A 20379-nucleotide genomic window follows, 5' to 3' on the forward strand; every position below is an offset into this window, starting at 1 on the left:
CGACCCTCAGCGCTTGGCGCTGTCCTCGAAGTAACGCAGCAGTTCGGAGTCCGGCTTGAGTACCAGGGTGCCGTTGCCATCGGCGAAACCGCTCTTGTACGCCGACAGGCTTCGATAGAACGCGAAGAACTCCGGATCCTGTCCGTAGGCGCGCGCATAGATGGCGGCCGCCTGTGCGTCGCCCTGGCCACGCACACTTGCGGCGTCGCGCTGGGCATCGGCGCGCAGCACCTGGCCCTGCCGGTCGGCATCGGCGCGGATCGTCTCGGCCTGCTCCTGTCCGGTGTAGCGCAGCTCGTTGGCCAGCTGCAGGCGCTCGGCGCGCATGCGCTTGTAGACCGACTCGCTGACTTCCTCGGGCAGGTCGATGCGCTTGATGCGCACGTCCACGACGGCAATACCGAGGTTCTTGCGCGCAGCGGCATCGGTCTGCTTGCGCACGCGTTCGGTGATGTCCTTGCGACCGCCGGCGATCAGGTCCTGCAGGCTGCGCGAGTTGAATTCGAAGCGCAGCGCGTCCTTCACCACCGGACTCAGCCGTTGCGCGGCCTGGTTGGCGTCGCCGCTGGTGGCACGGTAGTAGGCGGCGTTGTCGGCGATGCGCCACTTGACGTAGAAGTCGACGTTGACGCTTTTCTTCTCGGACGTGAAGTACCGCTCCGGCGGCGCGTCCAGGCCCTGGATGCGACTGTCGAAGCGCATCACCTGCTGGATCAGCGGCACCTTGAAATGCAGACCCGGCTTGTAATCGGTCTGCACGATACGGCCGAACTGCAGCAGCAGCGCGCTCTGCCCCTCGTGCACCACGAAGGCGCTGTTGAGGCCGAGCAGCACCAGCAGCACGGCGATCACGGTCCAGACGATTTTCATGGCTGGTTCCCCTTGTCGCTGGGCTCATCGGTGGTGACGGTGGCCGCCGCAGGACTCGCCGGCGTGGCCGGCGGCAGGTTGATGATGGTGCGGCCGCTGGAGCCGTCGATCACCTTGCGGTTGCCGGCCATCACCTGCTCCATCGTTTCCAGCCACAGGCGCTTGCGGGTCACTTCCGGCGCGGCCTTGTATTCCTTCAGCAACAGGTTGAAGCGTTCGGCATCACCCTGGGCGCGGGCAATGCGCTCGGCCTTGTAGCCGATGGCCTCGGCGGCGATGCGCGCCGCGTCGCCGCGCGCTACCGGTACCACCTTGTTGGCATACGCCAACGCGTTGTTCTCGATGCTCTGCTTGTCTTCACGGGCCTTGTTGACGTCGTCGAAGGCATCCTTGACCTCGGCCGGCGGCGCGACGTTCTGGAAGCTCACCGCGGTCACCTGCAGGCCGCAGTGGTAGCTGTCCAGCGTCTTCTGCAGGGCCTGGCCTGCCTCGCTGACCAGCGCGGCGCCTTCGCCGGAAAGGATCGTGTCCATGTCGTTGCGGCCGATCACCGAGCGCACCGCCGCCTCGGAGGCGGCAGCGATGGTGCCCTCCACATCGTCCACCGCGAACAGGTAGGCACGCGCATCGTTCACCTGGTACTGCACGGTGAAATCGATGGTGATGATGTTCTCGTCGCGGGTCAGCATGCGCACGCTGTCCTGGAGCGAACGTACGCGGGTGGTCTCGACCTTGGTAACCGTCTCGATCGGCTGCGGCAGCTTGAAGTGGAAGCCCGGCGGCAACGTTCGGCTGTACTGGCCAAAGCGCAGCACCACGCCGGCCTGGCGCGCATCGACGATGGTGTAGCTGCTCAGCAGCAGCCAGGCGAGCACCAGCGCCAGCACGATGGTGATCATGCCGCCGGGACCGCCGTGCTTGCCCAGACGCGCGCGCAACTGCCTGAGCGCCGCGTCCAGGCCATTGCCGCTGTTGCCGGGACGCTTGCTGTTCCAGGGGTCGCGCTGGCCGTTGCCGGGTTCGTTCCAGGCCATGTCAGTCTCCTTGGGACAAGGGGCAGGCCGGCAGGACGGGCCGGTGGATGCATTGCGGGATCAGGGTCATGGACACGCAGCGTCGAGGTCGGGGAAGGGTGAACCGCGGCGCGCCGCGATCGATCTCGGTGCGGGCGGGCAAACGCCGCACAAACGCCGTTTAGTCTAGCAGAGGTGAAATGGAACGTCGCCTTCGGGGACGCTCCGGGTGCTGCTTCGCCCCTTGCCTCGCCTCCCCTCGGGAAGCGCAAGGCAAGCCGGGACTCACGGCGAGTCCGGCGAGTCCAGCATCCCGCGCAGCAGAGCCACGTCCTGGGGATTGCCGCCACCCAGCGGCGCAATGACGCTGCGCGGCGCGTCGATCTGCAGGCGCCAGCCGTGCTCGTCCACCGATTCTTCGGCGATCGCCCCGGCCGCACGCAGACGCGCGTGCAGGCGACCGGCAGACAGCGGCAGCTGCAGCTCGGTCTGCACCCGCTCTCCGCCGAGCCGCTCGCCCAGGGCCTGGCGCAGCAGGTCCAGCCCCTCGCCGGTGCGGGCGGACAGCCATACCTGGGTCGACCGGCCCTCGGCATCGCGCACGATGCGCGGCTCGGTGCCCGCACGCGGAGGACCCTCGCCTTCGCCCTCGCCTTCCCGCAACATGTCGATCTTGTTCATGATGTGCAGCTGCGGCACGTCGCCGGCGCCGATCTCTTCCAGCACGCCGTCGACGACCCGATGCAGGCGCTCGCGCTCCTCGTCGGCCGCGTCGCTGACGTGCAGCAGCAGGTCGGCGTCGCGCGCCTCGGCGAGGGTGGCGCGGAACGCAGCGACCAGGTCGTGTGGCAGCTCCCGGATGAAGCCCACGGTGTCGGCCACTACGGCGGGGCCGCAGGAGAGGTCCTCGATCTTGCGCACGGTCGGGTCGAGCGTGGCGAACAGCAGGTTGGCGGCGAAGACGCCGCCCTCGGTCAGCGCATTGAACAGGGTCGACTTGCCGGCATTGGTGTACCCCACCAGCGCCACCCGCGGCACCGTGTTTCGCAGGCGGGCACGGCGCTGCTGGGTGCGCTGCACCTGCACCTTCTCCAGGCGTCTGGTGAGCATCTTCACGCGCTCGCCGAGCAGGCGGCGGTCGGTTTCCAGCTGCGTTTCACCGGGACCGCGCAGGCCGATGGCGCCGCCGCGCTGGCGCTCCAGGTGGGTCCAGCCGCGCACCAGGCGGGTGGCCAGGTGCTTGAGCTGCGCCAGCTCCACTTCCAGCTTGCCTTCGTGCGAGCGGGCACGCTGGGCGAAGATGTCCAGGATGAGTCCGGCGCGATCGACCACCCGCACCGCCAGCAGCTTCTCGAGATTGCGTTCCTGCACCGGTGTCAGCAGGTGGTCGACCAGCACCACGTCGGCCTCGGTGGCGCGCACCGCCTCGGCGACCTCTTCGGCCTTGCCGGTACCGATGTAGTAGCGTGGGTTAGGATCCTCGACCCGCGCCGGAACGCTCGCGAGCACCTCCGCGCCAGCCGAACGCACCAGTTCGGCGAACTCTTCCGCGCGGCGTGCCGAGTCGCCCTCGCCACGAGCGTGGGGCAGGACCAGGACGGCGCGTTCGCCCTTCTTTTGTCTATCGAACACTAGGTTGGGATGGCCTGTGGATACGCGCCGCCGGCGGGGCGCCGGCGGCTGGGTCGGGGCGGCATTGTATGCCGATCCCCGCCTGACCGCCGGCAAGGCATCGCGGGGTCGTCACCCGGCCGGCCGGGCAACCCGCCCCGGCACGTGGACCTTGCCCCTTGGTCAGTCCTCGCCCTCGGCGGAGGCGTGGGCGTCGACGTGGCCTTCGTGGCCATTGCCCATGCGCACATTGCGGCTGGGCACGACGGTGGAGATGGCATGCTTGTAGACCATCTGGCTCACCTGGTTGCGCAGCAGCACCACGAACTGGTCGAACGACTCGATCGTGCCCTGCAGCTTGATCCCGTTGACGAGATAGATGGCCACCGGAACGCGCTCACGGCGAAGCGCGTTGAGAAACGGATCCTGCAATGACTGCCCTTTGGACATGTTGTTGTACCCCCCTCGCGAACCTTCGCGGGCCGGAGAAAAGACGCGCTCGCGGCGACCGGCCCAAGTACGGGGGATATTAACCGCTTTTAAATGAAGGACGGAAGCTGGGGGACCACGACGTGCGTCGCGGCCTGCACCGATCGGCGTGCAGACGCACGGCCAAAGGGCGCCCGGCACCGGCGCGGGGCCGCCCTACAGGAAAAGCTCCAGCGCCTCCCCGGCACGGGGGAGCAGCTCGGCCCCGTCCGGATCCAGCACGCGCGCGTCCAGCTCTCCCCGCAGCCAGGTGATCTGCCGCTTGGCCAGCTGGCGGGTGGCGAAGATACCCCTGTCGCGGAAAGTGGCCGCATCGGTGGCGCCATCCAGGTGCTCCCACGCCTGGCGGTAGCCGACGGCGCGCAGCGCCGGCAGGTCGGGGGCGAGATCACCGCGCGCATGCAGCGCGCGCACCTCGTCGAGGAAGCCGGCCGCCAGCATGGCATCGAAGCGCCGGGCGATCCGCGCATGCAGTCCGGCGCGGTCGGCCGGCAGCAGCGCCAGCTTGAGCACGCGCCAGGGGAAGCGTTCGCCACTGCCGCCGGTCTGTTGTTCCGAGAGCGGCCGGCCGGTCAGCTCGATCACCTCGAGCGCGCGTTGCAGGCGCTGGGCATCGTTGGGACCGATGCGGGCGGCCGCGGCCGGATCGCGCATGGCGAGCCTTGCGTGCAGCGCGGGCCAGCCGAGCGTGGCCGCCTCGGCCGCCAGCCGCCCGCGGATCGCCGGCGCCGCATCAGGCAACGCGGAAAGCCCGCGCTGCAATGCACGGAAGTACAGGCCCGTGCCCCCCACCAGCAGCGGCACCCGCCCCCGTGCGTGGATGCGCGCCATGGCGGCCAGTGCATCGACGCGGAAATCGGCGGCCGAGTAGGGCTCGGACGGGTCGCGCAGATCCAGCAAGGCGTGCGGATGCCGCGCCAGCGTGACGGCATCGGGCTTGGCCGCGCCGACGTCCAGGCCACGGTAGACCAGCGCCGAATCCACGCTCACCAGTTCGAGCGGGAAGCGCTCGCGCAGCGCACAGGCCAGCGCGGTCTTGCCCGAGGCGGTCGGGCCCATCAGGAACACGGCGAGCGGGCGGGCATCGGAGGACATCGGCGCATTGTACCGACCGCCTTGCGCGGCCCGCGGCCTTGACCGGCGTCAAGAAAAACCCCGCAGGGCGGACGTACAACAAAGTCCTACCCGTACCCTGGAGAGGCTTTCATGAAACGGCTCCAGCCCGTCGGCATCAGGGCCGCTCCCAACGCGGCGGACAGGCTTCGGTCAAAACAAGGTGAAACCGGTCACGCCATGGGCGATAATCCGGCCAAGGCCCCCTCCCATGACTTGCCTGCGAGCATGCACGGGATCACCATCGGGTCACGGCACCTACACAGAATTCACGCAATGGCACACCGAATCGATGCCGAACACGACCAGGACGGAGGACACGGCGCCGTTGTGATGCTGCGACCCGAAGCTGCCACGTCCGCTCCCGGTGTCCATCCCGCCCCCCGGCCCCTTCCTCCGCGCCCCGCCCGGGACGAGGCGCCCGAGAGCCGCAAGCCGATCTGGGACAAGGACAGCTTCGGGTTCTGGCTGACCGTCTGCATCCTGATCAGCCTCGCCTTCTCGATCCTCTGGCACTCCGTCGGCTGAGCACGGCCGCACGCGCGGCAAGGCCCTATAATCGTCCGCTTCCCCGCCCGCCTCCCCGGGCCCGACGATGGTGGTCCCATGCCGCAGACGATGAAAGCCCTGGTCAAGCGCAAGCCCGAACAGGGCATCTGGATGGAAGAAGTGCCGGTCCCGCAGATCGGCCCCAACGAGGTGCTGATCAAGGTCGAAAAGACCGCCATCTGCGGCACCGACCTGCACATCTACAAGTGGGACGAATGGTCCCAGCGCACCATCCCGCAGGGCCTCACCATCGGTCATGAGTTCGTCGGCCGCATCGCCGAGCTCGGCAGCGCCGTGACCGGGTACAAGATGGGCGATCGCGTCTCGGCCGAGGGCCACATCGTCTGCGGCCATTGCCGCAACTGTCGTGCCGGCCGCCAGCATCTTTGTCCGAACACGGTCGGCATCGGCGTCAACCGCAACGGCGCCTTCGCCGAGTTCGTGGCAGTGCCCGCCTCCAACCTGTGGCCGATTCCCGACCAGATCCCGAGCGAACTGGCGGCCTTCTTCGACCCCTACGGCAACGCCGCGCACTGCGCGCTGGAATTCGACCTCATCGGCGAGGACGTGCTGATCACCGGCGCCGGCCCGATCGGCATCATCGCGGCGGGCATCGCCAAGCACGTGGGTGCGCGCAACGTGGTGGTCACCGACGTCAACGACTACCGCCTGAAGCTCGCCGCCGACATGGGCGCCACCCGCGTGGTCAACGTGGCCAACCAGTCGCTGCGCGACGTGGTCAAGGACCTGCACATGGAAGGCTTCGACGTCGGCCTGGAGATGAGCGGCAACCCGCGCGCCTTCAACGACATGCTCGACGTGATGTACCACGGCGGCAAGATCGCCCTGCTCGGCATCCAGCCCAAGGGCGCCGGCATCGACTGGGACAGGGTGATCTTCAAGGGCCTCACCCTGCAGGGAATCTACGGCCGGCGCATGTACGAGACCTGGTACAAGATGACCCAGATGGTGCTGACCGGCTTCCCGCTGCAGAAGGTGCTGACCCATCAGATCGCCATCGACGATTTCCAGCGTGGTTTCGACCTGATGGACGCGGGCCAGTGCGGCAAGGTGGTCTGCTCCTGGACCTGAGCCAGGGTCGCCACTGCCCCCCGCCCCCTCCCCGGCATCGTTCCGCCTTCGCGACGGTGCCGGGCATATCGCAAGTGCCCTGCCGCCGCCCCCAGATTGGAGATCCGCCGTGACCTACACCGCCCGTGACCGCTATGCCGCCGAGCTCGACTCGATCCGGGACCAGGGCCTGTTCAAGGGCGAGCGCATCATCGTGTCGCCGCAGTCCGCGGAGATCACCCTGGCCAATGGCCGCAAGGTGCTCAACTTCTGCGCCAACAACTACCTGGGACTGGCCGACCACCCCGACGTGATCGCCGCCGCCAAGGAAGCGCTCGATACGCACGGTTTCGGCATGGCCTCGGTGCGCTTCATTTGCGGCACGCAGGATCTGCACAAGCAGCTGGAAGCGAAGATCGCCGAATTCTTCGGCACCGAGGACAGCATCCTCTACGCCGCCTGCTTCGACGCCAACGGCGGCCTGTACGAGCCGTTGCTGGGCGAGGAGGACGCGATCATCTCCGATGCGCTCAACCACGCCTCGATCATCGACGGCATCCGCCTGTGCAAGGCCAAGCGCTTCCGCTACGCCAACTGCGACATGGCCGACCTGGAGAAGCAATTGCAGGCGGCCGATGCCGCCGGCGCGCGCACCAAACTGATCACCTCCGACGGCTCGTTCTCGATGGACGGCTTCATCGCGCCGCTGGACCGGATCACCGCGCTGGCGAAGAAGTACAACGCGATGGTGCACATCGACGAATGCCACGCCACCGGCTTCCTCGGCGCCACCGGCCGCGGTTCGGCGGAGGTGCACGGCGTCATGGACCAGATCGACATCTTCACCGGCACGCTGGGCAAGGCGCTGGGCGGCGCACTGGGCGGCTTCACCACCGGCCCGAAGGAAGTGATCGAACTGCTGCGCCAGCGCTCGCGCCCGTACCTGTTCTCCAACTCGCTGCCACCGCACGTGGTTGCAGCCGCGATCAAGGTGTTCGACATGCTGGTGTCCGCCGGCGAGCTGCGCACGCGGGTGCAGCAGAACACGGCCTACTTCCGCGAGGCGATGACGGCGGCCGGCTTCGACATCAAGCCGGGCGTGCACCCGATCGTGCCGGTGATGATCTACGACGCGCCCAAGGCACAGGCCATGGCCGCGGCGCTGCTCGAGGAAGGCATCTACGTCACCGGCTTCTTCTACCCGGTGGTGCCACAGGGTCAGGCGCGCATCCGCACGCAGATGAGCGCGGCACACACCCGCGAACACCTGGACCGGGCGATCGCGGCGTTCACCAAGATCGGCAGGCAGTTGGGCGTGATCTGAGCGCCCGACTCCCCCACCCTCCCCCGAACCCTCCGGGAGACGGATGCGGTAGCGCTGCATCCCGGGCGGGGTGATGCTCCAGCGCTGCCACGCCACCGGTCCCGCGGATCCTCCCCACCCGAACAGAGAGCTTTCAGATCCGGCGGCCGGGAGCGGGGTGCGTGGCGCGCAGCGCCTCCACCTCGTCCGCGACAAGGTGTCGCCATCGCCCCTTGGGCAGGTCGCCCAGGGTGAGTCCACCGATCGCCACGCGCACCAGCCGCAGCACGCCGATGTCGTGCGCTGCCAGCAACCGGCGGATGTGCCGGTTGCGTCCCTCGTCCAGCACGATCTCCAGCCAGGCGTTCTTCTCCCCTGCGCGCAGCAGCGTGATCCTTCGCGCGGCGAGCCGCTCGCCCTGGTCGATCACGCCCTCGCCAAGCCTCGCCAGCAGCGCCGTGCCGGGCACGCCATTGACCTGCACGTGGTAGGTCTTGTCGCGGTGCATGGACGGATCGGTGATGCCCGCCGCCCACAGCGTGTCGTTGCTCAGCAGCAGCAAGCCTTCGCTGGCCTTGTCCAGTCGCCCGACCGGCCCCAGCCAGGGCAGCCCCGCCGCAGCGAGCGCATCGTAGACGGTGGCGCGGCCGCGCTCGTCCGCGGCGCTGACCACAAGGCCACGGGGCTTGTTGAACATCACGTAGACCGGCGCGGCCTCGCCGACCGGCTGGCCATCGACGGTGATGCCGCCCTGCAGGGGCCCCGTCGGATGCTCCGGGTCGCGCACCACACGGCCATCCACCGCCACTCGGCCGGCCCGTACCCACTGCTCGGCCTGGCTGCGCGAACACACGCCCCGCTTGGACAGTACCCGTGCCAACCCATGGCGAGGGCCGGCAGGAGCGGATGCATGCGAAGGACGGCGGGGTGCGGGCATCGGACTAGCGTATCGATCGCGGCCGAAGCGCGGCAAGCGGATCGCATCCGTCCGCTTGGCAGCGCACCAGGGGACGCGCGTGGTGCCCATGCCAGGCACGCCCTTCGGGGTGGGCGACACCACCGGACCCGACAAAAGAAAAGCCCGGCATGAGCCGGGCTTTTCCTGTTGCACGTGCAGTGCCGTTACTGCTGGACCTGCAGCTCCGTGCGGCGGTTGCGCGCGCGGCCTTCGTTGGTGTCGTTGGTGTCGATCGGATCGTTCTCGCCGTGGCCGATCGGGCCTTCCAGGCGGCCGGCGTCGATGCCGTGCGCGGTCAGGTAGTCGTACACGATCTTCGCACGACGCTCGGACAGCGCCTGGTTGTAGGCATCGGTACCGACCGAGTCGGTGTAACCGGCGACGGTCACGTGCACCTGCGGGTAACGCTGCAGGGTATCGACGGCCTGGTCGAGGATGGCCAGCGAGTCGGAGGTCGGTTCGGCCAGCGCCTTGCTGATATCCATCTCGCCCTTGGACGGACGGTCGAACTTGAAGTTGACGCCGCGCAGGTCGATCACGACCTTCTGCGGGCAACCGTCCGGACCGACGATGGTGCCGGCGGCGGTGGCCGGGCACTTGTCTTCGCAGTCGTTCACGCCGTCATTGTCGCTGTCCTGCGTGGAGCAGTCGGTGACCGGGGCCGGCGGCGGGGGAGCGGCCTGCTCCGGCGCGGCAGCCGGCTCGCCGAAGCGGGACACGATGCTGAAGCCGAGGAACCAGTCACCGTAACCGTCTTCCGTCGGCTGGCTCTTGTCGTCCCAGTCGTAGCGGTAACCGGTCTCGATGCGGATGTCGGAACTCTCGGCGATGTTCTTGGACACGCCCACGCCCAGTTCGGCCGCCGGCGACCAGCCGTGGTCACTGGCGTTCTGGTGGTAGCTGCCCATCACGCCGGCCAGCAGGTACGGACGCCAGGCATTCCAGTCACCAGCGTAGAAGCGCGCGGCGACGCCGTAGTTGTTGTTCGACCAGTTGCCGCCGCCCACCGCGGAATCGCGATCGCGCTTCGTGCGATCGATGAACAGGTCGATCGAGGCATTCGGAGCGATGAAACGACCGACGCCGAGCCCGTAATAGAACTGGCGGCTGTTGGTGTTGCGATCGGTGTCGTTGTAGTAACCGCCAAGGGTCGGAGCGATATACCAACGGCCGTCATAATCGCCCGTCGCGCTCATCGGGGCGGTGTCGCTGGCAGCATCGGCGGTATTGTCCTGCGCGTGAACGGCACCTACGCCGCCCAGGGCCAAGGCAATAAGGAAATACAAGCCCTTACGTTTCATCAGGTGTCTCCTTCATTTATTGGTGTTCGCAGCCGTTTCACCTCGCACGGACCGCGCGTCAAACTCACTTTGACTTCCGGAAGCTTGAGCCGCCCCCTCGCTGTTATATCCCTACGGGCAAGCGGCAGAGAGTGTAGCAAAACCGTTAAGCCGTTCTCACAACGGCGCAGGTTCCCCGGTGAGGCCTTGTTCAGCAAAACCCCGTGCGCATTCCCACCCGGATGGCGTGGAAGTGGCGTGAAAACGAGAAAACCCGGCCATCGGGGACCGGGTTTTCGCTGGGCGGCATTGCAGGCGGCAGCCTGTTTCCATTACCGCGGAAAAGGCCCCTTCGGGGCTAATTGTGGTTAAAGCGTGAAAAGACCGAGGAAATGCTGGATCGGCATGGCATCCAATGCCGCAGGGTCGGCGGTCGCCTCGAGAATCGCCTTGACGCGATGCGCCGGGAGGTGGCCACGCAGGGCCGATTCGAACTTCTTCAGCAGCACCGGGATGCCCTCGGCGCGGCGCTTGCGGTGGCCGATCGGATAATCGATCGAAACCTTCTCCGTAGAGGAGCCGTCCTTGAAGAACACCTGCACCGAGTTGCCGATGAAGCGCTTGTCCGGATCGAAGTAGTCCTTGGTGAACTGCGGGTTCTCGCGCACTTCCATCCTGTCGCGCAGCGCATCGATGCGCGGATCGGCCGCCACGTCGTCGTTGTAGTCCTCGGCAGTGAGGCGACCGAAGATCAGCGGTACCGCGACCATGTACTGGATGCAGTGGTCGCGGTCGGCGTAATTGGCCAGCGGGCCGGTCTTGTCGATGATGCGCACGCCCGCCTCCTGCGTCTCGATCACGATCCTCTCGATCTGGTCGAGCTTGCCGGCCACCTGGGCGTGCAGCTGCATGGCGCACTCCACCGCGGTCTGCGCGTGGAACTCGGCGGGGAAGCTGATCTTGAACAGCACGTTCTCCATCACGTAGCTGCCGAAGGGACGCTCGAACTCGAACGCGTTGCCCTTGAAGGCGACGTCGTAATAGCCCCAGGTCTTGGCACTGAGCGCCGAAGGGTAGCCGACCACGCCACGGTAGACCGCGTTGATCGCGTGGGTCACGGCGCGCCGGCAGGCATCGCCAGCCGCCCAGCTCTTGCGCGGACCGGTGTTGGGAGCATGGCGATAGGTGCGCAGGGCGCCGTTGTCGATCCAGCTGTGCGACACGGCGGTGGTGATCTGCTCCTTGCTGCCGCCCAGCATGGCGGTGGATACCGCGGTGGAGGCCAGGCGCACAAGGATCACGTGGTCCTGGCCGACGCGGTTGTAGCTGTTCTTCAGGGCGTAGCAGCCCTGGATCTCGTGCGCCTTGATGGCATAGCCGAGGACGTCGCGAACGGTGAACGGCTGGCCGCCCTCGCGCTCGGCCTTGCGGCTGAGATAGTCGGCAACCGACAGGATCGCCCCCAGGTTGTCCGAGGGATGGCCCCACTCGGCCGCCAGCCAGGTGTCATTGAAGTCCAGCCAGCGGATCTGCGTGCCGATGGCGAAGGCGCCCTGCACCGGGTCGAGCTCGTGGCTGGTGCCCGGCACGCGGGTGCCGCCCGGCAGCGTGGCGCCCGGCACCAACGGGCCCAGATGCTTGACGCACTCGGGGAACTTCATCGCCAGCATCGCGGTGCCCAGCGAGTCGAGCAGCATGTAGCGGGCCGTGTCGTACGCCTCCTTCGACTCGATCCGGTAGTCGGCCACGTAGTTGGCGATGTCGACCATCGGCTGGTCGGGATCGGGGCGAACGGCGGAACGGATGTCGTGGGCGCTCATGGAGGCTTCTCGCGGGAGGAAAAACGGCCATTGTATCCGGCAGCCCGCATGGCTGCTTGCACAGCGTTTTGCGGACGCGTGGCCCGGCCACCATGCACGCCGGACGGGATGATCACGGCAGACGGACATGGCGGATCGCGCCCAGCTGCGCGCACCCAGGCGCTTGACCGCCCCCGGTGGCGCCCCCGACAATCCGCGCACACCCAAAGGGGAGTAGTTCCGGTGCCGCGGCCTTCCAGCGGCACCGTGCGGTGATCGTCATCACGGACGCTTTCGCGTCCCGGTCACCCCGGCGAGGTCTTTCGCGAACGAGACTTTTGCGGTGGCGACGGGCCCTGCGCGTGTCCGCCGTCATCGCCATGAGTCACGCGCGGGAGTTCTGCATGGACATCAGCGGTACCGATTTCGTCTCCGGCCTCCTGGCCATCATCCTGCTCGACCTCGTGCTCGCCGGCGACAACGCGATCGTGATCGCGCTGGCTGCGCGCAACCTGCCCAGGGCGCTGCAGAGGAAGGCCGTATTCTGGGGCACCTTCGGCGCGGTGGCCGTGCGCGTGGCCCTGACCGCGGTGGTGGTCTACCTGCTCAAGCTGCCCGGCCTGATGCTGGCGGGCGGTCTGCTGCTGCTGCCGATCGCCTGGAAGCTCATCAAGCCGCAGGAGGAAAGCGGCCACGAGGTGAGCGCAGCCGACAGCTTCTGGGCGGCGCTGCGCACGATCGTCGTCGCCGACGCACTGATGGGACTGGACAACGTGCTGGCGATCGCCGGTGCATCGAAGGGCCACCTGGGCCTGGTCGTGCTGGGGCTGCTGATCAGCGTGCCGCTGGTGGTGTGGGGATCGACGCTGATCCTCAAGCTGATCGAGCGCTTCCCGGCCATCGTCTACTTGGGCGCGGGCGCGATCGCCTGGACCGCCGGCCGCATGATCGCGCACGACCACCTGCTTCGTGGCTGGTTCGATGCCCATCCCTGGCAAGGTTACGCGCTGGACATCCTGCTGATCGCGCTGATCTGCGGCGGCGGCTGGCTGGTGCAGCGACGCAGGGCTGGCACGCAGTGAATGCGACGGGCCGCGGCCGAAGCGGTCGCGGCCCCTTCTTCACCAGCGCAGTTTGACGAAGGCCGACGGCCCGCTGAGGGTCATGTCCAGGTCGGCATCGTACGTACTGCGATTCCAGTGCAGCTTGATCTGCCTGTAGTCGTATTCCAGTCCGAAACCGAGGTTGGCCAGCGGCAGCCACTCCATGCCCAACGCGGCGTTGTAGATGTGGCCGCTGATGCGTCCGCCGTTCTTGCGCACGCCGGACGCATCCAGGTACATGCGCCACTGGTCGTCGAACAGGTGCCGCCAGCCCAGCTGCAGCATCGGCGCCCAGGCACTGTCGTTGCTGCTGGTGGTCACCGACACGGGCTGCCCGCCGCCTTGTCCCGGATCGTAGCTCCCCTCGCCCACCAGCGCGGTCTTCAACCGGTACCAGCCCGCGCCCAGCCCGACCCCGTAGGCATCGTTGCCCTGCCCGAACCACCAGCGCCAGGCGGCGCTGCCGAAGCTGAAATCCAGCTTGGCGCGGACGTCGGCATGGGCGCCGTAATGCACGCCGTCGTAGGTGATGTCGCGTGCGAGCGTCTGATGGCTGGAGCGGTCGATGTTGTAGTAGTCAAGCGCCAGGCCCTGGTGCTCGCCGAACACGAAGTCGGCGCGCACGCGCGGGACGGTCTTGTTCTTCTCGAAGCCCAGGTCGTCCTCGAGATTGATGGTGCCGCCGATAAAACCGCTCGGATCGGAGATCCTGACGTCCGTGTCCACGCTGGCGTAGTAGCCACCCAGCCGCACGCTCGCCCGGTCCACGACGGGAGGCGAGTCCTGCGCGGTGGCGGCGGTACTCGCCAGCGCGAGTGAAACCAGGACCAGGCCTGCGCCAGGCGCGGACCACGAAGAATGCCTTGCTGGTTGTCGCATGCGGAGACTCTCTGTGGACGGCGGGCCATGGTAGCCAGTGCGCCCGTGGACAGGCCGTGGACATGCGGCGGTGATGTCGGATGGATCAGGTTTGCCCGGACAGCGTCCAGCGCATCCGTCCCCGCGGGTTTCGCGCGAACCCTGCCCTCATGCAGCCCTCTCCCCCGGAAGGGAGAGGGCTTCGAAGCTGCGGCTCAGCGCTTCTCGATCGGCACGTAGGCCTGGTCTTCCGGACCGATGTAGTTGGCGCTCGGGCGGATGATCTTGCCGTCCTGGCGCTGCTCGATCACGTGCGCGCTCCAGCCGGAGGTGCGCGCGATGACGAACAGCGGCGTGAACATGGCGGTCGGCACGCCCATCATGTGGTAGGCGCTGGCCGAGTACCAGTCGAGGTTGGGGAACATCTTCTTGAGCTCACCCATCAGCTTCTCGATGCGCTCGGACACCTCGAACAGCGTCGGGTTGCCGCCCTCGGTGCAGAGCTTGCGCGAGATCTCCTTGATGATCTCGTTGCGCGGATCGGACACGGTGTAGACCGGGTGGCCGAAGCCGATGATGATTTCCTTGCGTTCCACGCGCGCGCGAATGTCCGCCTCGGCCTCGTCGGCGTTGCGGTAGCGGGCGATGATCTCCATCGCCACCTCGTTGGCCCCGCCGTGCTTGGGGCCGCGCAGCGCACCGATCGCGCCGGTGATGGCCGAGTACATGTCCGAACCGGTGCCGGCGATCACGCGGGCGGTGAAGGTCGAGGCATTGAACTCGTGCTCGGCGTAGAGCACCAGGGATTTGTCCAGCGCCTGCGCGTGCAGCTCGCTGGGCGCCTTGCCGTGCAACACGTGCAGGAAGTGCGCGGCGATCGACTCGTCGTCGGTCTCGGTCTCCACGCGCTTGCCGTTGTGGCTGAAGTGGTACCAGTACAGCAGCATCGAGCCGAAGCTCGCCATCAGGCGATCGGCGATGTCGCGCGCGCCGGTCAGGTTGTGGTCTTCCTTCTCCGGCAGCACGGTACCCAGCACCGAGCAGCCGGTGCGCAGCACGTCCATCGGATGGGTCGCCGCCGGCAGCAGTTCCAGAGCGCCCTTGACCGGCGCCGGCAGGCCACGCAGGCGCTTGAGCTTGGCCTTGTAGTTCTGCAGCTCGGTCCAGTTGGGCAGGTTGCCGTGCACGAGCAGGTAGGCCACCTCCTCGAAGCATCCCCTGGCGGCCAGGTCATGGATGTCGTAGCCGCGGTAGTGCAGGTCGTTGCCGCTGCGGCCGACCGTGCACAGCGCGGTGTTGCCGGCCGGGACGCCGGACAGCGCGACGGACTTCTTGGCCTTGGGAAGAACTTGCTCGGTCATCGGTGTCTCCTGGGTGCAGGGGTTGGGGGGTGGCGCAGCGGTGCGCCATCAGCCCTTCTTGGCGAACAGCGCGTCGAGCTTCTGCTCGTAGTCGTGGTAGCCGATGCGCTCGTACAATTCCTCCCGCGTCTGCATCTGGTCGATGACGTTGCGCTGGTGGCCGTCGCGGCGGATCGCCTGGTACACGTTCTCGGCCGCCTTGTTCATGGCGCGGAAGGCGGACAGCGGATAGAGCACGATGCCCACGCCCGCGGTGCGCAGTTCGTCCACGCTGAAGAGTGGCGTCTTGCCGAATTCGGTGATGTTGGCCAGTACCGGCACCTTCACCGCGTCAACGAAGCGGCGGTACGTCGGCAGGTCGTAGGCGGCCTCGGCGAAGATGCCGTCGGCGCCCGCTTCGACGCACTTGATGGCGCGCTCGATCGCGGCGTCCACGCCGTCCACCGCGATCGCGTCGGTCCGCGCGATCAGGAAGAAGTCCGGATCGGTCCTGGCGTCCGCGGCGGCCTTCACGCGATCGGCCATCTCGCCGGTGCTGACGATTTCCTTGCCCGGCCGGTGGCCGCAGCGCTTGGCCCCGACCTGATCCTCGATGTGGCAGGCGGCGGCGCCGAACTTGATCAGACTCTTCACCGTGCGGGCGATGTTGAACGCGCTGGGACCGAAGCCGGTGTCGATGTCCACCATCAGCGGCAGGTCGCACACGTCGGTGATGCGGCGCACGTCGGTGAGCACGTCGTCGAGCGTGTTGATGCCAAGATCCGGCAGGCCCAGCGAACCGGCCGCGACGCCGCCGCCGGAGAGGTAGATCGCGCGGTAGCCGGCGCGCTTGGCCAGCAGTGCGTGGTTGGCGTTGATGGCGCCGATCACCTGCAACGGCTGCTCGGCGGCGAGAGCGGCGCGGAATCGCGCGCCGGGGGATGCTTGGCTTGCCATGTCGCCTCCGGGGAAAAGCGGCATTTTAGCGTATCGGGCCGCCGGTCTTCGTGGGGCGTCACCGTGCCGGCAAGGTCATGCCCCCGGCTGCCTTGTGGGAGCGCCCTCGGGCGCAACCGCACCATGCAAGCCTCTCTGGCGACCGCGCCAAGGGCGATGCCGCGAAAGGAGCTTCTTCGGCTTGCGCATCACGCCGGGCCGCGTTCGCAGGATATTGCGAACCCTCCCCGCATTGGCCACAGTCACCCCATGAGCACATCGACTCCGCTGGCGACACGCATTCTCTGGGGCCTGGTCATCGGCGTGGTGGCCGCCGTGGTCACGCTGGGCATCGGACAGTTCCATCCGGCCACGTTGCAGGCCATGCAGGCGGTTTCCACGGCGGTGCTCGACCCGTTCGGGCAGGTCTTCCTGCGCATGCTGTTCTTCGTGGTGATCCCGCTGGTGTTCGCCTCGCTGGCCTCCGGCGTGGCGCAGCTGGGCCGGCTGGACCGGCTCGGGCCGCTGGCGCTGCGCACGTTCGGGCTGTTCGCGGCGAACATGCTGATCGGCGTGGCGATCGGCCTGCTGATGATGAACCTGCTGCAGCCGGGCCATCACCTGGCCGAGGGCGCGCGGGCGCTGCTGATGCAGGAATACGGCGGAGGCGCCATGCAGGCCGTCCGGCGCAAGGCCGAGCAGCCGGGCCTGAGCCTGGCCGTGGTGGTGGAGATGTTCATGCCCCGCAACCTGTTCGGCGCCTTCGTCGGCAACAGCCGCAATGCGCTGGGCGACGTGCTGCCGCTGATCGTGTTCGCGATCCTGGTGGGCGCCGCCGCCACCGCCCTGCCCGAAGACAGGCGCCGCAAGGTGCAGGACGGGCTGGATACCCTGAGCGAGCTGATGACCGGCATCGTCGGCTTCGCGCTGCGCCTGGCGCCATATGCCGTGCCGGCGATGATCTACAGCGTGATCGTCAAGGTCGGCGTCGACGTCTTGCTGATCCTCTCGGTGTTCGTGATCGGCTGCGCCGCCGCGCTGATGTTGCACCTGTTCGGCACGATGTCGCTGTGGCTGCGCTTCCTGGCCAGGCGCTCGCCGCTCGCCTTCTTCCGGCAGATCCGCCCGCTGCTGGTCACCGCCTTCTCCACCAGCTCCAGCAGCGCCTGCCTGCCCGCTTCGCTGGCGGTGGCCCATGACGAACTCAAGCTCTCGCCCAGCACCGCCGGCTTCGTGCTGCCGCTGGGCGCGACCATGAACATGAGCGGCACGGCGCTGTTCGAGGGCTGCGTGGTGCTGTTCGTGGCGCAGGCGTTCGGCATCGAGCTGTCGCTGCTGCACCAGTGCGTGCTGATGCTGCTGGCGGTGCTGAGCGCGGTCGCGGTCGCCGGCATCCCGGGGGGTTCGCTGCCGCTGATCGCCGGCCTGCTGGCCACCTTCGGAGTGCCGCCGGAAGGCATCGGCATCGTGCTCGGCGTGGACCGCATCCTTGACATGCTGCGCACCACCGTGAACGTCGGCAGCGATATCGTTACCGCCGCGGTGGTGGACCGGCAGGTACGGCCCCCTGCCGCGGCCGTGCCCTGACCGCAGGGCCCGCAGCAGTCGAGTACCGCCGGGCCGGGATGCCGCGCCAGGCCGCCAAAGCGATAGCCCACACCTATCAGATCGATCCCGACAATCAATTGGATTGATCGGCCGGGGAAGCCTATCCTTTCTCCGTCAACCACCACCAAAGAGGAACCAGCGATGTCCTTGATCAACACCGAAGTCAAACCCTTCAAGGCGCAGGCCTTCAAGAACGGCAAGTTCATCGAGGTGACCGATGCCGACCTGAAGGGCAAGTGGTCGGTCGTGTTCTTCTATCCCGCCGACTTCACCTTCGTCTGCCCGACGGAGCTGGAGGACCTGGCCGACAACTACGCCGAGTTCCAGAAGATGGGCGTGGAGATCTACTCGGTGTCGACCGACACCCACTTCGCGCACAAGGCGTGGCACGACACGTCCGACGCGGTGAAGAAGATCCAGTACACCATGATCGGCGACCCGACCCACGCGATCTCGCGCAACTTCGACGTGCTGATCGAAGCCGACGGCATCGCCGATCGCGGCACCTTCGTGATCGACCCCTCGGGCAAGATCCAGATCGTCGAGATCAACGCCGGCGGCATCGGCCGCGACGCCTCCGAGCTGCTGCGCAAGGTCAAGGCCGCGCAGTACGTCGCCGCCCATCCGAATGAGGTCTGCCCGGCCAAGTGGAAGGAAGGCGAGAAGACCCTCGCCCCGTCGCTCGACCTGGTCGGCAAGATCTGATCCATCGCACCGCCGGAATCCGGGCGCCTGCCGCCCGGATTCCTCAAGCGGCACCCGACCGGGTGCTTGCAGCAGCGGCCTGGGCCGCATGGCGCCCCTCCCCCGGCGCCTCCCCTCCCCGCCCGCGCCCCAGGCCGCTCCTGCAAGCGCCCTCCCCCATCCCCTTCGTCGTCTGGAGTCCCGCCATGCTCGACACCAACCTCAAGACCCAACTCCAGGCCTACCTCGAAAAGCTCGTCCAGCCGATCGAACTGGCCGCCTCGCTCGACGACGGCGCCAAGTCCGCCGAATTGAACGAACTGCTGACCGAGATCGCCTCGCTGTCGGACAAGATCAGCCTGGTACGTCGCGACGACGATGCGCGCAAGCCCTCGTTCGCCATCAACCGCGTGGGCACCGACGTGGGCGTGCGCTTCGCCGGCATCCCGCTGGGCCACGAGTTCACCTCGCTGGTGCTGGCGCTGCTGCAGGTGGGCGGGCATCCGTCCAAGGCCGCGGCCGAGACCATCGAGCAGGTGCGCGACCTGGATGGCGACTTCCGCTTCGAGACCTATTTCTCGCTGTCCTGCCAGAACTGTCCGGATGTGGTCCAGGCGCTCAACCTGATGAGCGTGCTCAACCCGTGCATCCGGCACGTGGCCATCGACGGTGCGCTGTACCAGGACGAGGTCGAGGCCCGCCAGGTGATGTCGGTGCCGACCGTGTTCCTCAACGGCGAGCTGTTCGACCAGGGCCGCATGAGCCTGGAGCAGATCGTGGCCAGGCTGGACACCGGGTCGAGCGAGCGCGAAGCCGAGAAGATCAAGGCCAAGGGCGCATTCGACCTGCTGGTTGTCGGCGGCGGCCCGGCAGGCGCCGCGGCGGCCATCTACGGCGCGCGCAAGGGCATCCGTACCGGCCTGGTGGCCGAACGCTTCGGCGGACAGGTGCTCGACACCATGGGCATCGAGAACTTCATCTCGGTCTCCTACACCGAAGGCCCCAGGCTCGGCACCGCGCTGGAACAGCACGTGCACGACTACGACGTCGACGTGATGAACCTGCAGCGCGCACAGGCATTGATCCCGGCCAGCGACGCCACCGACGGCCTGGTCCAGGTGCAGCTGGCCAACGGCGCCACGCTGAAATCGAAGACCGTGGTGCTCTCCACCGGTGCGCGCTGGCGCCAGATGGGCGTACCCGGCGAGGACGAGTACCGCAACAAGGGCGTGGCCTACTGCCCGCACTGCGATGGCCCGCTGTTCAAGGGCAAGCGCGTGGCGGTAATCGGCGGCGGCAACTCCGGCGTGGAGGCGGCGATCGACCTGGCAGGGCTGGCCGGCCACGTCACGCTGATCGAGTTCGACAGCAGGTTGCGCGCGGACGACGTGCTGCAGCGCAAGCTGCGCAGCATGCCCAACGTCGACGTCGTCGTCAGCGGCCAGACCACCGAGGTGCTGGGTGATGGCAAGCGGGTGACCGCGCTGGTCTACAAGGACCGCGCAAGCGGCCAGATGCACACGCTGGAGCTGGAAGGCATCTTCGTGCAGATCGGCCTGCTGCCCAACACCGAGTGGCTCAAGGGCACGCTGGAGCTGACCCCGCGCGGCGAGATCGTCATCGACGACCGCGGCCAGACCTCGTTGCCGGGCGTGTTCGCAGCGGGCGACGCGACCACGGTGCCGTACAAGCAGATCGTCATCGCCATGGGGGCCGGATCGACCGCCGCACTGGCCGCCTTCGACCACCTGATCCGCACTTCGGCACCCACCGCCGTCGCGGCTTGATCCCTGA

18 protein-coding genes are annotated in these 20379 nt (G+C 67.6%); 7 read left to right on the forward strand and 11 right to left on the reverse strand.

The features are described from left to right. Nucleotides 1-6 precede the first annotated feature (6 nt). The 5 genes from hflC to miaA form a co-directional block, all read right to left on the reverse strand. Nucleotides 7-870, reverse strand: coding sequence for a protease modulator HflC (hflC, locus tag LQ771_RS09415; RefSeq protein ID WP_231349148.1), 864 nt, complete (start codon nucleotides 868-870; stop codon nucleotides 7-9). Next, nucleotides 867-1904: an FtsH protease activity modulator HflK gene (gene hflK, locus LQ771_RS09420; protein WP_231349149.1), complete on the reverse strand. Its 1038-nt coding sequence runs from the start codon at nucleotides 1902-1904 to the stop codon at nucleotides 867-869. Before hflK ends, hflC begins: the two co-directional genes overlap by 4 nt. Nucleotides 1905-2168: 264 nt before the next feature. Beyond that, complete coding sequence (gene hflX, locus LQ771_RS09425) at nucleotides 2169-3515, reverse strand: ribosome rescue GTPase HflX (RefSeq protein ID WP_231349150.1); 1347 nt, start codon at nucleotides 3513-3515, stop codon at nucleotides 2169-2171. A gap of 162 nt (nucleotides 3516-3677) precedes the next feature. Then, nucleotides 3678-3944 carry an RNA chaperone Hfq gene (gene hfq, locus LQ771_RS09430; protein WP_231349151.1) on the reverse strand — a complete coding sequence of 89 codons (267 nt, stop codon included), beginning with the start codon at nucleotides 3942-3944 and terminating at the stop codon, nucleotides 3678-3680. A 195-nt stretch (nucleotides 3945-4139) separates the two neighbouring features. Continuing rightward, a complete protein-coding gene (miaA, locus tag LQ771_RS09435) occupies nucleotides 4140-5078 on the reverse strand; it encodes a tRNA (adenosine(37)-N6)-dimethylallyltransferase MiaA (RefSeq protein WP_231349152.1) in 939 nt (312 codons plus the stop codon). A 111-nt stretch (nucleotides 5079-5189) separates the two neighbouring features. Between miaA and LQ771_RS09440 the strand changes: the two genes are divergently transcribed. From LQ771_RS09440 to kbl, 3 genes are all read left to right on the forward strand, one after another. Beyond that, nucleotides 5190-5624, forward strand: coding sequence for a hypothetical protein (locus LQ771_RS09440; protein ID WP_231349153.1), 435 nt, complete (start codon nucleotides 5190-5192; stop codon nucleotides 5622-5624). A gap of 78 nt (nucleotides 5625-5702) precedes the next feature. Next, nucleotides 5703-6737 (forward strand): L-threonine 3-dehydrogenase, encoded by a 1035-nt coding sequence (gene tdh, locus LQ771_RS09445; protein ID WP_231349154.1) that lies wholly within the window; start codon nucleotides 5703-5705, stop codon nucleotides 6735-6737. 109 nt (nucleotides 6738-6846) lie between these two features. Continuing rightward, a complete protein-coding gene (gene kbl / locus LQ771_RS09450) occupies nucleotides 6847-8040 on the forward strand; it encodes a glycine C-acetyltransferase (protein WP_231349155.1) in 1194 nt (397 codons plus the stop codon). Between the two features lie 133 nt (nucleotides 8041-8173). Here kbl and LQ771_RS09455 read toward each other — a convergent pair whose 3' ends face one another. The 3 genes from LQ771_RS09455 to LQ771_RS09465 form a co-directional block, all read right to left on the reverse strand. Beyond that, entirely contained in the window at nucleotides 8174-8956 is a 783-nt protein-coding gene (locus LQ771_RS09455; protein ID WP_231349156.1) for a pseudouridine synthase, read from the reverse strand. A gap of 185 nt (nucleotides 8957-9141) precedes the next feature. Next, a complete protein-coding gene (locus LQ771_RS09460; protein ID WP_231349157.1) occupies nucleotides 9142-10278 on the reverse strand; it encodes an OmpA family protein in 1137 nt (378 codons plus the stop codon). A gap of 347 nt (nucleotides 10279-10625) precedes the next feature. Further along, nucleotides 10626-12077: a bifunctional 2-methylcitrate dehydratase/aconitate hydratase gene (locus LQ771_RS09465; RefSeq protein ID WP_231349158.1), complete on the reverse strand. Its 1452-nt coding sequence runs from the start codon at nucleotides 12075-12077 to the stop codon at nucleotides 10626-10628. Nucleotides 12078-12460: 383 nt separating this feature from the next. On the opposite strand from LQ771_RS09465, the gene LQ771_RS09470 reads away from it, so the two are divergent. After that, nucleotides 12461-13138, forward strand: a complete 678-nt coding sequence (locus tag LQ771_RS09470) for a TerC family protein (RefSeq protein ID WP_231351889.1) — start codon at nucleotides 12461-12463, stop codon at nucleotides 13136-13138. A 39-nt stretch (nucleotides 13139-13177) separates the two neighbouring features. On the opposite strand, the gene LQ771_RS09475 is transcribed toward LQ771_RS09470, so the two are convergent. From LQ771_RS09475 to prpB, 3 genes are all read right to left on the reverse strand, one after another. Beyond that, nucleotides 13178-14038 (reverse strand): hypothetical protein, encoded by an 861-nt coding sequence (locus LQ771_RS09475; protein WP_231349159.1) that lies wholly within the window; start codon nucleotides 14036-14038, stop codon nucleotides 13178-13180. Nucleotides 14039-14232: 194 nt separating this feature from the next. Next, nucleotides 14233-15378 carry a bifunctional 2-methylcitrate synthase/citrate synthase gene (gene prpC / locus LQ771_RS09480; protein WP_231349160.1) on the reverse strand — a complete coding sequence of 382 codons (1146 nt, stop codon included), beginning with the start codon at nucleotides 15376-15378 and terminating at the stop codon, nucleotides 14233-14235. 48 nt (nucleotides 15379-15426) lie between these two features. After that, a complete protein-coding gene (gene prpB / locus LQ771_RS09485) occupies nucleotides 15427-16314 on the reverse strand; it encodes a methylisocitrate lyase (protein WP_231349161.1) in 888 nt (295 codons plus the stop codon). Nucleotides 16315-16563: 249 nt separating this feature from the next. On the opposite strand from prpB, the gene LQ771_RS09490 reads away from it, so the two are divergent. The 3 genes from LQ771_RS09490 (at nucleotide 16564) to ahpF (ending at nucleotide 20372) form a co-directional block, all read left to right on the forward strand. Further along, a complete protein-coding gene (locus LQ771_RS09490; RefSeq protein ID WP_231349162.1) occupies nucleotides 16564-17880 on the forward strand; it encodes a dicarboxylate/amino acid:cation symporter in 1317 nt (438 codons plus the stop codon). A gap of 162 nt (nucleotides 17881-18042) precedes the next feature. Then, nucleotides 18043-18606 carry an alkyl hydroperoxide reductase subunit C gene (gene ahpC / locus LQ771_RS09495; protein WP_231349163.1) on the forward strand — a complete coding sequence of 188 codons (564 nt, stop codon included), beginning with the start codon at nucleotides 18043-18045 and terminating at the stop codon, nucleotides 18604-18606. A gap of 185 nt (nucleotides 18607-18791) precedes the next feature. Then, a complete protein-coding gene (ahpF, locus tag LQ771_RS09500) occupies nucleotides 18792-20372 on the forward strand; it encodes an alkyl hydroperoxide reductase subunit F (RefSeq protein WP_231349164.1) in 1581 nt (526 codons plus the stop codon). Nucleotides 20373-20379 lie beyond the last annotated feature (7 nt).

Origin of the sequence: Frateuria soli (genome assembly GCF_021117385.1) — a bacterium.
Classification (GTDB): domain Bacteria; phylum Pseudomonadota; class Gammaproteobacteria; order Xanthomonadales; family Rhodanobacteraceae; genus Frateuria_A; species Frateuria_A soli.

Coding starts and splice junctions, on each gene's coding strand:
- prpC (WP_231349160.1), bottom strand. CDS start 15,378: ATGACCGAGCAAGTTCTTCCCAAGGCCAAGAAGTCCGTCGCGCTGTCC.
- hfq (WP_231349151.1), bottom strand. CDS start 3,944: ATGTCCAAAGGGCAGTCATTGCAGGATCCGTTTCTCAACGCGCTTCGC.
- ahpC (WP_231349163.1), top strand. CDS start 18,043: ATGTCCTTGATCAACACCGAAGTCAAACCCTTCAAGGCGCAGGCCTTC.
- LQ771_RS09455 (WP_231349156.1), bottom strand. CDS start 8,956: ATGCCCGCACCCCGCCGTCCTTCGCATGCATCCGCTCCTGCCGGCCCT.
- LQ771_RS09490 (WP_231349162.1), top strand. CDS start 16,564: ATGAGCACATCGACTCCGCTGGCGACACGCATTCTCTGGGGCCTGGTC.
- LQ771_RS09465 (WP_231349158.1), bottom strand. CDS start 12,077: ATGAGCGCCCACGACATCCGTTCCGCCGTTCGCCCCGATCCCGACCAG.
- hflC (WP_231349148.1), bottom strand. CDS start 870: ATGAAAATCGTCTGGACCGTGATCGCCGTGCTGCTGGTGCTGCTCGGC.
- LQ771_RS09440 (WP_231349153.1), top strand. CDS start 5,190: ATGAAACGGCTCCAGCCCGTCGGCATCAGGGCCGCTCCCAACGCGGCG.
- LQ771_RS09475 (WP_231349159.1), bottom strand. CDS start 14,038: ATGCGACAACCAGCAAGGCATTCTTCGTGGTCCGCGCCTGGCGCAGGC.
- hflK (WP_231349149.1), bottom strand. CDS start 1,904: ATGGCCTGGAACGAACCCGGCAACGGCCAGCGCGACCCCTGGAACAGC.
- LQ771_RS09460 (WP_231349157.1), bottom strand. CDS start 10,278: ATGAAACGTAAGGGCTTGTATTTCCTTATTGCCTTGGCCCTGGGCGGC.
- ahpF (WP_231349164.1), top strand. CDS start 18,792: ATGCTCGACACCAACCTCAAGACCCAACTCCAGGCCTACCTCGAAAAG.
- miaA (WP_231349152.1), bottom strand. CDS start 5,078: ATGTCCTCCGATGCCCGCCCGCTCGCCGTGTTCCTGATGGGCCCGACC.
- LQ771_RS09470 (WP_231351889.1), top strand. CDS start 12,461: ATGGACATCAGCGGTACCGATTTCGTCTCCGGCCTCCTGGCCATCATC.
- tdh (WP_231349154.1), top strand. CDS start 5,703: ATGCCGCAGACGATGAAAGCCCTGGTCAAGCGCAAGCCCGAACAGGGC.
- prpB (WP_231349161.1), bottom strand. CDS start 16,314: ATGGCAAGCCAAGCATCCCCCGGCGCGCGATTCCGCGCCGCTCTCGCC.